We start from the raw sequence: 14,387 nt of genomic DNA, 5'->3' as shown, positions 1-14,387 counted from the left end.
TACGGCTAAAAACGGGCGCTCAGTTACCCCTGGCTTGCAGTTACGAGCTAATCAGATAAAGTGCATATCTGACTATTTTGACCGCCAGAATCCACGACAAAACAGATTGAGTCCCTCTCAGACAAGTTTGCAGGTTGCCAGAAGCCAGCCATAGGTTAGGAGAGCGACAACGCAAAACGGCTCCAATAAGGAGCCGTTTTATCGTCGATCAGCCAGGGCTAACTTATAGCGTCTGAGGCCTTTTTTGCTTCGCTGATACCGAATATCCCGCCAGTATCGCAGCCAGTATCATGAACAGATGGCCTTCTGAATAATCTAGCAGGAAGGAGTTAAAGAAATTACAGGCCATATAGCTACAGAGTAATGCCAGCAGCAGATTGCGTAACTTCGGCTCCTGCTGCCAGGCTGCACGGAAACAGCACACTACCCAGGCCAAAAATATCACCACGCCCAAAATACCAGACTGAATAGTTTCCAGCAGATATTGGTTATGCGGGTTATTGATCTTATAGCCAGTTTCCGGATTCGAATAGAAGAAACCGCCCGCACCGTTGCCCATAATAGGTGCCTGCTTAATCAGTCGTGCAGCCTCCATAGCAAAGGCGGAACGCTGCCCCATAGAAGAGTTACAAGCCTGATATTCATCGCCGGAAGTTGATGCCATGCAGGCTTTAATTTCATTAACGCCCAGCATAATACGATCAGTTGCCCGGTTAGGAACCAGCGCGATAATAGCAAATGCAATAATGCCTAAAGCCACCAGACCAAGACGTTGGCGGTTTCCCAATGAGAAAAATAGCCAAGATCCTAACCCTACGACCAGAGCCACATAACCGGTACGACCCAGTACTAAAAACAGCACGCTATAGCAAGCACCTGCAACCAGAACGCCATATCCCAAACGCTTCCAACCGCTGCTTTTAAACGCCAGCATCAGCCACAATACCGCCGCTAATGCCATAAAGAAGTTTTGGGTAATTTGCAGTTTAAATATCGTCGGATTCGCCGGGTCGATCATGCCTAGCGGTACGTGCAATACGCCAACCAATAGTGAACCTGCCAATATAACCGCGTTTGCCAGCAGGAAACCGGCACCAAATAGCTTAATCAAACGATTCTGATGCAGGAAAAATAAAGCCAGCGGTAGTACATACAGCAGCTTCTTCATTTTACCCACCATCTCAGAACCGTAATCGTTATGATGGAATAATAATGACGCCGCCAGCAGCAAGAACATCACCGCGGGTAAATAAACAATTGGGTTGGTTGCCAACACTTTGAATTGCAGCCTGTCGCGCTGAATAATCAAACAAATAATAATCAGAACCAACGCAATATTCACGAAAGAAGTGGCAGTCGGCAGAGCTACCCCTAGCAGAAAAGCAGCAAAGCCGGCCAGTAAACCGCTTAAGCGATTGGCCAAAGATATTTCCGGGGAGCGAACCTCCGGAGAGCTTAATGTTGTCGTCATGGTACTCTCAATTCAGACGGGTTAAGGGGAGAATGAATGGCCATGGATTAATGATCTGAGCCGTTAAGCCAGGCATCAACCGCAATTTTCACTTCATTCACCGGAATAGCGTCCAGATAACGCTCGGTTGTATCTGTATCAATTTCATTTGGCTGAGGAAGCGTCCGATAGTTCCCTGCCCATATCAATGTATGTGGCGCCTGCCAAGGATACCACTGTTGCAGATTACTTGGGCCAAACAGCACCACGGCTGGCGTTTGCAGAGCTGCGGCCATATGCATCGCTACCGAATCTACCCCAATAAATAGTTTTGCCTGATCAATTAATACAGCTAATTCAGGTAAATCCAACGTCCCCGCCAGATTAATAATCTTCTCAGGCTGCGCGCAGCCGCCAATAATTTCGGCAATATAATCCAACTCGGCGGAGTCGCGTCCCCCGGTCAGCAAGATCTTCTGACCTTGCTGAGTCAGTGAATCGATCAATTGGCTGAAATGACTGGCAGACCATGTCTTGAATCGCCAACGGGCAGAAGGTTGAATCAGCACATAGCTATCAAGTTGATTCTGTTGGCGGATCTCAACGACCCGATCGATATTAGCCTGACTGAATGCCATCGTGACTTGAGTACTGATATTCTCAATCCCAAGCGGCTCAAGAATCGCCAGATTATTTAATACCGTATGCTGTTCTTCTGCCCGCGGAATATCCACCAGTCGGGAATGACAGTAGCGCCACAGCCCGTTATCCCGTTTAGGAAAACGAATACCGATACTGAATTTAGGCTGTAATAAACGGCAATAAACGCCGGCGCGCCATTGATCGGATAAATTGAGGATCAGATCATATCGCTGTTTTTTCAGATCGCTAAACAACGCTTTTTCGCCACAAATTTGTGCCTTGAGACCAGCATGCTTTAAATCTCGATCGACGATATAAGCATGATTAACGGTGCTATTTGCCGCCAGCATCGCTTCTGTTCCACCATAAAGCAGCACATCTATCAACGCATTCGGATAGTTTTCTCGCAGCGTATTTAACAACGGGGTGGTTAAAAGAACATCACCAAAATGCCGCAGTTTGATAACCAGGATACGTTGAACACTTTCTTTATTCCGGACAGCATCGGGAAGTGTTGACGAAGATAATGAGGCTGAACGTTGCCCATCGAGGGATTGTGTCTTATTTGACGTATTCATCATGGGATGCGCCATTTTAGGCAACAAAAGATAAGGGCAATTATGCTATATCAGCCATTTACCCTATGGCAATCGTTTTTGCATATCAATATACTAATAACCATCGCCAAAACAAATCAACATCTCTTTTTCCTGTATTCCTCTGCTTTCTTGTCCACCAATTAATTTATGGTATCCAGCTCACAACCCATTAATGTTAACGTTAACATTTGTGATTAACATCGCAAATAAAGAAGACGCTAGCTTCTCATGATGAAAAGTTAACGTTAACAATAGCGCCATACAAAGCCATCAGGGTACTGCTATGAAAGGCAACATTCGTAACCAATATCTGATTTTGAGCGGACTGCTGTTTACTTTTTTCTTCACCTGGTCTTCGGCATTCTCTTTATTTTCCATATGGTTAAATCAAAGTGTCGGTTTAAAAGGCGCAGAAACGGGCACTACATTTTCAGCCATCGCGCTCACTGCGTTATGCGCCCAACCGCTATACGGCTTTATTCAGGATAAATTAGGGCTACGGAAAAATCTGTTGTGGGCAATTGGCGGCTTATTGCTGCTCAGCGGCCCCTTCTTCATCTTTATCTATGCTCCGTTATTGCGACTTAACATGCTGGCTGGCGCAATTGTGGGCGGATTATATATAGGAGCCACTTTCTTCGCGGGCATCGGCGCACTGGAATCCTATACCGAACGCGTTAGCCGTATTGTCGGCTTTGAATTTGGCAAAGCACGCATGTGGGGATCTTTAGGCTGGGCCTGCGCCACTTTCTTTGCCGGAATGCTGTTTAACATTAATCCTAATATCAATTTTTGGATGGCATCCTCATCGGCAGTGGTCTTTCTGCTGTTATTACTCTGTCTTCGGGAAGTTAAAACCGATGCCCTCAATCAGTTGGAATATGGCAAATCTAGCGCATTAACCCTATCAGATGCTCTAGGCCTGCTTAAAACGCCACGTTTTTGGGCTTTGGTCGTATTTGTTATGGGCGTCAGTATTTATAACGTTTATGACCAACAATTCCCGGTCTATTTCTCTTCTCTATTTTCAGATCCGCGCCATGGCAATGAAATGTACGGTTTTCTGAATTCACTACAGGTATTCCTGGAAGCAGGCGGCATGTTTTTGGCTCCCTTCTTGGTTAATCGCATTGGTGCCAAACAAGCTCTGCTACTAAGCGGTATGATCATGTCGCTGCGAATTATCGGTTCAGGATTAGCTGATGATGCCGTCACCATTTCCCTAATGAAACTGCTACACGCCGTTGAACTGCCGATCCTATTGATCGCCATGTTCAAATACATCACCAGCCAGTTCGATCCACGCCTCTCCGCCACTTTATATCTGGTGGGTTTCCAATTTGTCACTCAGGTTTGCGCCAGCGTGTTGTCGCCATTGGCGGGACATAGCTATGACCTACGCGGCTTCGCTGCAACTTACATGATCATGGGCGGCATGGTGCTGGGCCTGACTCTGCTTTCCTGCTTCCTGCTACGCGCTGATCCCCGAAACCAGCACTTATCTCTTAACTTATCAACCAAGTGAATGATTATGAAAACGCAACTGGATCGCGCTAACCATGCGCTGCAACAATTAATTCCTCAGGTCGGGGACGCTTTTTACCCCAATTATCATCTGGCTCCTCCGGCGGGTTGGATGAATGATCCCAACGGACTGATTTATCATAACGGCCTTTATCACGCCTTTTACCAGCATCATCCCTATGACGAAAACTGGGGGCCCATGCACTGGGGGCACGCCACCAGCACCGATATGGTGAATTGGCAACACCAGCCGATCGCACTGTCGCCGGGCGATGAGTGGGATAAAGACGGCTGTTTCAGCGGCTGCGCGGTAGATGATAATGGCACGCTGACCCTGATTTATACCGGTCACGTTTGGCTCAATCAACCGGGAGATGATGGCGCTATTCGCGAAGTGCAATGTCTAGCAACCAGTCAAGATGGAATCAATTTTGAAAAACAGGGCGTTATCCTGACTCCACCGAACGGCATCATGCATTTTCGCGATCCCAAGGTATGGAAACAAGACGGCGTTTGGTGGATGGTGATTGGTGCGCGAGATCATGTCGATTGCGGACATGTGTTGCTATACCGCGGCGAAACGCTGCACCAATGGACTTTTCAACAGGTTCTAGCCAAAGCGGATACCGGCGAGGGCTATATGTGGGAGTGCCCGGACTTCTTCACTCTGGGAGGGGAGCAGGTTTTAATGTTTTCCCCGCAAGGTATAAAAGCCGAAGGCTACCGTTTCCGGAATCGGTTCCAGAGCGGTTATTTACGCGGTTCCTGGCGACCCGGCACGGTCTTTCATCGTGCCCAACCTTTTGTCGAGCTGGATCTGGGACATGATTTTTATGCACCGCAATCATTCACAGCAAAAGATGGTCGCCGAATTGTTATTGGATGGATGGATATGTGGGAATCCAATATGCCTTCTAAAGCGGAATATTGGGCCGGTTGCCTGACTTTACCGCGAGAATTAAGTATTAAGGATAATGGGAAGTTATGGATGCAGCCCATATCTGAGCTGGAAACGCTGCGTCGCCAGCACGTAGAGTTAGAAAAGTTGCCATTGGAAAACGCTACCCGACAAATAGTCGACGAGGCCAGCGCGCTGGAAATCCAGTTGCAATGGAATCTCAACGATAGCAACGCCGAACGCTTCGGCCTACGTTTGGGGGGAATTGAGGGCGCAGATGAAGGCGTATCTGTCTTTATCGACAACCAGGCTCAACGGTTGATCCTCAATCGCCATTATCCGCAGCACCGTCTTTCCGGCTATCGCAGCGTCGAAATCCCCGCTGGCGACACCTTATCATTTAGAATATTTATCGATAAATCATCAATAGAGGTGTTTGTAAATAATGGCGAAGCTAGCCTGACCAGTCGAATTTATCCAAGTGAAGGCCTGCGCCAGCTTTCACTTTTTGCAGATAATGGCCAGGCCTTGCTGGCGAGTGGGCAATACTGGACGCTAAAAACAGGTTGAAAAATTTAGGATTAAACGGCTGCGGATGAATACCGCAGTCGGTTTAATTGGAAAGTCAGAGAGAGGATCTTTCTAGCAGAGGACACGGAATTTTATGAATTTCGCTGTCCGTTCTGCCTTGGATTAAATGCAAAGCAGCGGCACGGCCGATTTCATTATGCGGCAATTGCACCGTAGTCAGCGGAGGTAAAAATAGCCCACCGATACCGACCATATTGTCATAACCGAGCACCCCAACTTGCTGCGGGATTTTAATGCCTTTGGCTAATAGCACCTGATAAGCGAGAAAAGCGATACGATCATTGCCGCAAACCAAAATATCAAAATCTAGTTTTCCATTAGGACAGTGTGCATTTAGCAGTGTAACGACATCCGGGTAATGCTCATCCCCCCAAATCATGTGTTCCTGACGTAAATCACTTAAAGGCAGACCGGCATCCTGCCACGCTTTTTCAGCGCCAGCGCGACGAGCCTGAGCAGCGAGCGTATTTTCAGGCAGATAAAAACACAAAGGGCGGCGATACCCACGTTCAATCAGTCGTTTTATCGCCTGATATTGTCCCCAAAAATCGTCTGGAATATAGCTGGCCACATCCGAATTGTCGCTCACGCAGTTAGCAAGCACTAACTTTTTATCCATTAAGCGCGCTGGGATCTGGATACTGCGTAACCCCATAGTGGTAAAAATAATGCCATCTGGACGCTGGGAAAGCAGTTGATTAACAGCGCGTTCACTGTCTTCCGCTGAAGTTTGGTTCACCAGAAAACTATTCCAGCCGCACTCTCGCGCCGTCAGCTCAATCGAAAGCAGCATTTCAACGGAAAATGGCGTCGTGGCCGTATCGAAAGCCAAAACTCCTAACGTCGAGGTTTTCGTGGTGTTACCTCGCATTTTCCGCGCAGAAAAATCAGGCACATAATTAAGAGCTTCGATGGCCTGCGCCACTCGCTGATAGGTTTCAGGCCGCAATTGCTCCGGGTTATTAATCGCCCGAGAAACAGTCATTAATGATACCGAAGCCAAATTAGCCACATCTTTCAGCGAAGCCATAACGTCCCCTAAATTATGTTGTTGTCATGATCATCCCATAATGTGTCACTCAGGGGTAGATTTCCGATGATTCTCAGTGTGTTTCTATTATCCAACCCGATAAGTTATCAGCTTTCGGACAACCTGATATGCGGATTCTAAATCTGTAAATATGCAGTAGAGCTAAAATCACACGCTCTCCTAAGTTATATTTTTACGTTATGCTGCCCGTGAAGTTAACGACTAACGGTCTATCTAACTGCTTCAGTGCTTCAGGCTTTTGGCTATAGCCCACAATGTGAAACAGGAGTTTCTATGAATAACACCCATCGTCTATTACTGGCTTTGGCCTTTTCCAGCACTCTGGTAACCGGTAGTGCTCAAGCCAACAGTTTATTCGACTCGGTAAAAAATGCAGCGGACGAGTACAGTAAATCGGGGGATAGCTCTTCATCATTATCTTCGCTTACCGGGCTGCTTAACGGCGGCGATAAAGCACTCAGCGCGAGTACCATGACGAATGCCGCAGGTATTTTGCAATACTGCGTTCAAAATAACGTTTTATCGGCCAATGGCACTTCGGCAATTAAAGATCAGCTGATGAGTAAATTGGGCATTACCAGTACGGAAAATGCCAAAAGTCAGGACTATCAGGAAGGCCTGGGGGGATTACTGAAAACCGGCGAAGGTAAAAGTCTGGATCTCAATAATCTGGGCACTGCCCAACTCACTGAAAAAATTAAAACTAAAGCCTGTGATTTAGTACTCCAGCAAGGTAAATCATTCCTGATCAATTAATCTGGGTGCACCATAAATGCAGCCTCGTCTGGCTGCATCTTTTCAGTCTTCACTTGCCTGTCTCAACCTAGTAATAGTTAATCTTAACTATTGCCGTCGCATCAAACTGCCCCAATTTTATGGCTTGCCCCGGAATGGCATTCAGGCTAGCGGTATAATTTTTCGTTACCTGATTCACATCATTCATCACGGCAAAATCAGCATAACGGTTAAATACTACCGCTTGATTAGCATCATCATAAATGGTCAATTTAGAACCATTTTGCATATCGATGGCATTATCACCAATTAACGGATTGGTAGTTGAAAACTGTGCCTGAATAGAAAAGTTGGACAAACAGCCTTGCTTCACTGAAGTAATTGCAAATGGCGCGCTAATCCCATTTCCCGTCGTTGATAACAGCGATTTATTAAACGAACCAAAACTAACGACCTGTGATTCCGGATAAACCACTAAATCCGCACCGCAGGCAATAAAGCGCGTCGAACTTAATCCAGATAGAGAATATCTTAGATTCTTCGCTGCTGGAGTAAGGTTAAGCCCATTGGAGCCATCCAACTGGAAAACCGTAAAAGTATTAGCCCCGGGATAAGTGCCGCTGGAGGGCGGGTTTCCTGTCACTTTAATATAAAGTCTGAAGGTCACGGTCACGGTTACGCTCTGCCCTTTAACGATAGGTGCCGTATTGGTATTTATTCCCTTACCGTTAGTTTCTAACTCCTGACCTAAATAACTCACGCCTAACTGCAAACCCTGACCTAATGCGTTATTCAACGGGTTAAAATAAAACCATACTTGATCCCGGACACTTCCCAGCACATTATCGCAGTAAGCCGTCACCGTAATATCATTAGATTCCCAGACCTTAGTTCCTGCAGCGACATTGGATGGAATTGCCAATGCACCAATCGGAATTGCCGGTTTTATAACCATGCCGGTGCCCGCTTCTACACAATCAAGGGCATATGCCGTTGGAGCCAGTAACAAAGTTGCGCTCAAAAGAACCAGCGAGCCATAGAAGCGGCGCAATTTAGCTAGAAAAAAAGGAATCATTATTTATCCTTGGCCATTAACGAAACGGCAATAAACATTATTTATTCTTTTCCGCAGGCTGGATCTGGCACTCAACCGATGAGCAATTAAATATGCGCAACACCAAGCCGCCAAAATCATCCATATATCCCAAGCTATAATGATCTCCGCTATAGCCCGGAGTTTTCACGATTTCAGTATTGAAAGGCGCAATCATCACACTATCAAAACCGGGGAAATTACCTCGATTATCCTGACTCAAATATCCCAGCGTCACGTAATAAGGCGTCGGGTTATAGATTTTCAGACTTTCACGTTGTTTAGTAAGCTGAAGTTTGTCCTGCCAGGACTCTTTATAATCCGCTTTAATCGCCGTTGGTCTATAAAAGAGTTTTACCCGATTCTGAATAGCAATCTGAACCACGTTAGCCATTTCACTTTTTGGCGGAACTTCACGCACGTTAAAATAGAATAACGTTTCGCGATCCGTAGCAAGCGTGCTGGCATCAGGCAATTTCATAATACGAACCTGACTTTTTTGACCTGCATCAATACGTTGCATCGGCGGCAAGGCGACGAGAGGACGCTCAATCTTTTTCCCTTTCGCATCTTCCAGCCAGGACTGAGCCAGATAAGGGGAAGTTTTACTCTTATTTTCAAGAATAATGCTGACCGATTTATCGCTACTATCGAAAACAATCCGTGTCCGGTCCAAATTTATTGCCGCCTGACTATTCATAGTGCCGAGCAGCATTAACGCCAGCACCACCAACATGTTTTTAGACTGACTAGCCGTCATACGTCTCATTTTTTTTTCTAAATTCATCATTAATACTCACTTTAAATTTTGTCAGTTCTGTACTCTCTATTGCCCAATTGCCTGAGCCATTCAGGTCAATCTGAAGGTCAATTAATCATTGGGTTACTGGCAAGGCAGTAAAATTTTTCCGGAGTTGATACCCTTATTCTCTGGCAATGTCAGACGACACTGATTTTTCCCCCATTGCACGGTTAACTGTGCCGCTTCTTCCAATCCGGCCAGATAAGCCAGCCCGTTCTCTCCAACTATTCCGATTTCAGCGCCGGTTTTATCTGCTACTACCGAAGAACCCAATGGCGGATAACTACCGTCGGATAAACGAATGACTGCCATCAGTTGCTGACCTCTCACCACCCGAATCTTTCGGTAGCCAATCGCACCTTCGGTCAGGGTTTTCTGAATCACTGTGTTATACACTTCGATATCATCAGACAAACTTTGCATATCAACCCGAACATCCGATTGCTGGTAGCTTGTCACTCCATTGGCAACGGCCAAACCAAAACCGTTAGTTACGGTAGAGTTAATATTGAAAGACACTCCAGAAATATTACCGGTATCAATCATCAGTCTGGGTTCATTACCCGACGGATTCTGATGCGCGGCTACGCCTTGCGCAGTCGCCGTTAATGAGCCATACCAATTGGCATTCACCGAGTTGTATTGGTTATTTTTATGGCTACCATCAATACCAAATTCTCCATAAGGCGAACGGTGCTGGTAACCGCCGCGAAATACACCATCACCCTTCTGCAATTCGGGATTTCCGCCGCCAGCACTGACACGCCAGATATTTTTGGCATCCAGGCTATTAAAGTAAGAAATATTTTGCGTGTAGCCGTTCGTCTTATCTCGCTGCGCGTCATAGCTAATTTTCTGCCCTGCGCCAATTGGCAAACTAAAAGAGAAGAAAATCTGGTTTTCAGTTTCGTTCTCGTATTTCACTCTATTGGCAGAAACAGCCGCAGAAATGCCCTGAAACGGACCAATATCCAAAAGCTTGCTGAGCGAAATCCCATAGTTATTACTGGAAACATCATTCCAGTAGGTTTTATGCGTCGCGGATAAATACATCGTGACATCCGGCCATGTCAGATATTGGTTGGCCGTCAGGGTATAAGTCTGTTTGTCATTTTGTAGATAGTTATTGCCACTCAGCCGATCCAAATACTGATTCATGCTCATAAAGTTTTTTTCGGAGAAACGGTATCCGGCAAAGGTGATTTGGCTATTAGTCTGATCAAAACGTTTGGAATAGTTGATCCGATAGCTTTCCCCGCTCAGTTTTTCCTGCTCAGGTAATTGAGCTTGTGAGTGAGTCGCATCAACGGATAAAGCACCAAACTCATGCAAATTTTGCCCCATTCCCATCGCAACCGCTGTGTAATCCTGCGACGTGGCAATCAGGCCACCATATAGCGATATATCGTCGAAGGCTCCCCAGGAAAATTCCCCGTTAAAGAAAATCGGATCGCCCAGCGCATTATGGCTGCCATGCATTGGCCGCCCCAAAGCGGTCTTATAACGCACTGAACCCTTACGAGTTAAAAATGGCACGCTAGCAGCGCTGACCTGAAAAGAAGTGGTATGCCCATCCTCTTCTTCTACTCTCACATCAATATTTCCCTGCACCGTTTCACTAATGTCTTGAATAACAAATGGGCCTGGAGCAACGTTAGTCTGATAAAGGGTTCTGCCATTCTGGCTCAAAACGACACGCGCATTGGTACGGGCAATTCCCATAACTTGTGGCGCATAGCCACGCAGCGTAGGTGGCAACATCCGCTCATCAGTCGCGAGGGAAGCCCCCAAAAAACGAAAAGAATCAAAAATACTGGAGCTGAGGTACGTCTGCCCACCGACAAATTTGGCACCTATCGACGAAATAGCACGAAAAGCATAAACCTGCGACCAGTCAAAATTACTGTAATGCGTACCTTCATTGTCACTATTAATATATTGGTAGTCGGCCCTAATACGCCAAGGCCCCATATTGGCGCCTGCGGTACCGTAGCTGCTGATATTTGTCGTACTCCTCCCTGAATTAGGTGCGTAATAGTTCCCAAACAGGTTGTAATCCAGCAAAGCGCCGGGTACGCCATCATCCCATTGCGATGGCGGAACCCAATTTGGATCGCTGTACGCTAGCCAGGCTTGCGGAATAGAAATAATCAAATGCTGTTTTTCTTTATCGTAACTTTCCGTTATTTCTTGTTTATCATCGATAGAAACGCATCGACCGTTATCCCATAACCCCATTGAATTACGCACTGCTGGAGCAAGACCTAAAGAATTGACCAATTCAGGCGTTAAACAAACCTTACTTGACCTCCCTTCATCAATAGGCAAATAGGTAATCAGAGATGAATCAGGTAATAACCTGCCATTGACCATAATATCCAGAAGATAATCACCTGGTGGCGTATAGTCATTAATTTCAAATCGAGAAAGATCAATATTATTACGGTCTTGAGCGTCAATAATATTGGTATTAAATTCTACCGCCGTAGCACACTCAGGCAGGAATAAACCTATGCCTGCCAACGATAATATTGGCATCATTCGAAAGATCATTGCTTTTCTTTTAGAATTACTCTGCATAAATAAATCACTGTCTTATGGCGTATAAATAATTATTTATATCGATTTAGAGCGTTTCTTTTTTGGCACAAATGAACAAAGGGGAGTTTCCTCCCCTTAAATCGACGTGATAAAAAGAGAGATTATTTATAGTTCAGTGCGTAGGTAGCCTGAGAAACAATAGTACCGGCCTTCACTGCTGTACCAGTTGCCTCAACACGAGCTGCAAAAGCAATTTGGTTAATACCGGAGATCAGATTGATATCAGCGCTGGTATCGCCAACTTTTAGTAATGCGCCATTAGCATCGATCAGGCGGATACCCGCGCCAGTCGCGCTACCGGTGTTAGCCAGCAAAGCCACAGCAGAGGCATCGGAAACCCCACCGAAGGTCACGCTAACTTTAGACATTGCCGGATAAGTTACTGAACCAGCCGTTTGCTCACTCAGATCGCAATCTTGCAAATCGATGTTATAGCTAACGTTCTCGGAATGTTTATTGCCAGTTTCCAGCACCTTATTTGATACCTGTCCCAAATCGACATTAATATCGGTAGAATTTGGCGCAATCGAACAAGGAGCATTAATTACTGTACCAGTAAAATGGACTCGCCCATTACCTTCATCGGCAGCAAATGCCTGAGAAATAAACGCAGAAGAAATAAATGCTGTAGCCAATACACTTCTCTTGAAATTAGACATAATAAAGACCTTTGATTAGATAATATTTTTATACAGATATGATTGTGCGATAAATTCAAATTCTTAGCTGAAAACACCGCAATTGAATAGCCATTAAAAATTAAATAAGAAAACAAAATAATTATTAAAAGGTACAAACCTTCTAAAAAGACAGAATAGCAAAACCGATAATATTTTTTTATAGGCAGACAAATAGAGGATAATTAAGAAGATACCCATCTTATGACTTTCTTTATGCCTACACTATATGTCATAGTTAACAGATTTTTCTAAATACTCTGAATTATCAACTTTCCTTAAATTTCACCCCGAACAACACGAACGAACTATACACGATCTTTTTATCTAGTAAATTGTGATTTTTCCGATTAAAAGATCGTTTTAATTAAATTAAATAGATATTTATCCTTCAAAACACAGTTAAATATGGTGTTTCGTATCCATAAAGTAAAGATTGTCATACTTAAGTGCTAAATGTTTTTAATTTAATAGCGATATATCTTATTTGATCAAAACCAATAAAAATGAAATGGCGTATAATAATAAATGAAATATCCTACATCTGATATATGAATTTTCTCATAACGCTGTAGGAAAATCCCTACAAGACGAATAAATCAATCTAAAAGCTATTATTCTAAATTTAAAAAATAGCAAAATAGTCAAGAATAAGATTAAAAAAACCTCGCTAGAAACCTTTCTCATATCTGCCTGTATGGAACATCAAAAAATCACGCCATCCAATTTCAGAAATAAATTAAACTTAAGGTAAATTTAAATTTTCTTGCTCTTTTAATTAACTCGAAAACAGCTAAAAACTGACAATGACAAAAGAAGCGGCCTTAGAAATCACCCTACCTCGCTACTACCCTTTTGCGCTATTCATCCCCGCCTCATCCCGCCACGCCCTGGCATCAGCCAGCGATACTTCAGGGTATTTGCCCAGCGCCAGCATCTTTTCTTTACCGCCAAAGCGATAACGAAGCCGCCAATATTTGGAGCCGTTAGGGTGAACCAGCAAAACCATGCCGTCGCCGTCAGTCAGCTTATAGGCTTTTGCTTCAGGCTTAGCCGTACGAACCTTCACATCACTCAAAGCCATGATGAGTATCCTTTCAAGGGCTCTGTGTGGGGACAAACATTATCTAAGCGGGATTACTCGCAAATGTTCCCACATCAGTAACTTGATGTAGATTGAATCAGGTTGACTGAAAAGAGAGGGAAAGCTATGCGGGAACTGGATTTTAGGCAAAAAAAAAAGCCACCTTGCGGTGACTTGATTTTCATACTAATGGTGCGAAGGCCGGACTCGCATATATCATGCAACCTACTGATATCAATATTATTTATTTTTAACACTAAGAGCTTGTACCCGCACTTGTACCCACAAACAAAAATCCGTACAAAAATCAGACACCACGAGTAAGCACAAAACCATATCAGTACAACACCAATATGGATATCAAAGCAAGGTTTAGGCAGGCCAAAAAGCTTTTATCATTGGCCCCCAATTGCCAACAACCTTGACCATAGTCCGCTATGAGCGAAAAGCGGAAGTTAGCCGTTACTCTTACATCTGATGTGGGCGTTACTAACAAAGCTGCATGTCTATAAACGGGGAGCAGGCCATAATGAATAGACCCGGGTTTCGTAGACACTTTTTTACCTCATAATGGAGGCTCAATGAAGGAGTGTTTATGTCAGCCAAAAATTTCACTGAAGAATTCAAAATTGAAGCCGTA

The 14,387-nt window shown here is 44.8% G+C and carries 11 protein-coding genes; 3 read left to right on the top strand and 8 right to left on the bottom strand.

All coding sequences use genetic code 11. The features are described from left to right. Positions 1–223: 223 nt before the first annotated feature. Both DBA33_RS00055 and rfaQ read right to left on the bottom strand, forming a co-directional pair. Positions 224–1,471: an O-antigen ligase family protein gene (locus tag DBA33_RS00055; protein ID WP_064516236.1), complete on the bottom strand. Its 1,248-nt coding sequence runs from the start codon at positions 1,469–1,471 to the stop codon at positions 224–226. A gap of 47 nt (positions 1,472–1,518) precedes the next feature. Continuing rightward, positions 1,519–2,673, bottom strand: a complete 1,155-nt coding sequence (gene rfaQ / locus DBA33_RS00050) for a putative lipopolysaccharide heptosyltransferase III (RefSeq protein ID WP_064516234.1) — start codon at positions 2,671–2,673, stop codon at positions 1,519–1,521. 301 nt (positions 2,674–2,974) lie between these two features. Here rfaQ and DBA33_RS00045 point away from each other — a divergent pair, with 301 nt between their 5' ends. Both DBA33_RS00045 and DBA33_RS00040 read left to right on the top strand, forming a co-directional pair. Further along, on the top strand, positions 2,975–4,216 hold the full coding sequence (locus DBA33_RS00045; protein ID WP_064516231.1) for an MFS transporter: 1,242 nt from the start codon (positions 2,975–2,977) through the stop codon (positions 4,214–4,216). A 3-nt stretch (positions 4,217–4,219) separates the two neighbouring features. Then, entirely contained in the window at positions 4,220–5,683 is a 1,464-nt protein-coding gene (locus DBA33_RS00040; protein WP_205582766.1) for a glycoside hydrolase family 32 protein, read from the top strand. A gap of 55 nt (positions 5,684–5,738) precedes the next feature. Here the strand turns inward: DBA33_RS00040 and DBA33_RS00035 are convergent, their stop codons facing one another. Next, entirely contained in the window at positions 5,739–6,734 is a 996-nt protein-coding gene (locus DBA33_RS00035; protein ID WP_064516229.1) for a LacI family DNA-binding transcriptional regulator, read from the bottom strand. 294 nt (positions 6,735–7,028) lie between these two features. Between DBA33_RS00035 and DBA33_RS00030 the strand changes: the two genes are divergently transcribed. After that, complete coding sequence (locus DBA33_RS00030; protein ID WP_064516227.1) at positions 7,029–7,511, top strand: DUF2501 domain-containing protein; 483 nt, start codon at positions 7,029–7,031, stop codon at positions 7,509–7,511. Between the two features lie 67 nt (positions 7,512–7,578). Here the strand turns inward: DBA33_RS00030 and DBA33_RS00025 are convergent, their stop codons facing one another. The 5 genes from DBA33_RS00025 to DBA33_RS00005 all read right to left on the bottom strand — a co-directional run bounded on the left by DBA33_RS00025 (position 7,579) and on the right by DBA33_RS00005 (position 13,747). Next, on the bottom strand, positions 7,579–8,565 hold the full coding sequence (locus tag DBA33_RS00025) for a fimbrial protein (RefSeq protein WP_120805163.1): 987 nt from the start codon (positions 8,563–8,565) through the stop codon (positions 7,579–7,581). Between the two features lie 37 nt (positions 8,566–8,602). Further along, on the bottom strand, positions 8,603–9,319 hold the full coding sequence (locus DBA33_RS00020; RefSeq protein WP_235601038.1) for a molecular chaperone: 717 nt from the start codon (positions 9,317–9,319) through the stop codon (positions 8,603–8,605). 147 nt (positions 9,320–9,466) lie between these two features. Next, a complete protein-coding gene (locus DBA33_RS00015; protein WP_240442674.1) occupies positions 9,467–11,926 on the bottom strand; it encodes a fimbria/pilus outer membrane usher protein in 2,460 nt (819 codons plus the stop codon). A gap of 161 nt (positions 11,927–12,087) precedes the next feature. Then, entirely contained in the window at positions 12,088–12,645 is a 558-nt protein-coding gene (locus DBA33_RS00010; protein WP_064516220.1) for a fimbrial protein, read from the bottom strand. Positions 12,646–13,510: 865 nt separating this feature from the next. Next, the gene (locus DBA33_RS00005; protein ID WP_276148111.1) at positions 13,511–13,747 is read right to left on the bottom strand and encodes an Arm DNA-binding domain-containing protein; all 237 of its coding nucleotides are present in this window, start codon (positions 13,745–13,747) and stop codon (positions 13,511–13,513) included. Positions 13,748–14,387 lie beyond the last annotated feature (640 nt).

The sequence above is a fragment of the Yersinia sp. IP36721 genome (assembly GCF_003634395.1).
Classification (GTDB): Bacteria; Pseudomonadota; Gammaproteobacteria; order Enterobacterales; family Enterobacteriaceae; genus Yersinia; species Yersinia entomophaga.
The sequence above is the reverse complement of the archived record's forward strand: the minus strand, read 5'-3'. Positions and strand labels throughout refer to the sequence as shown.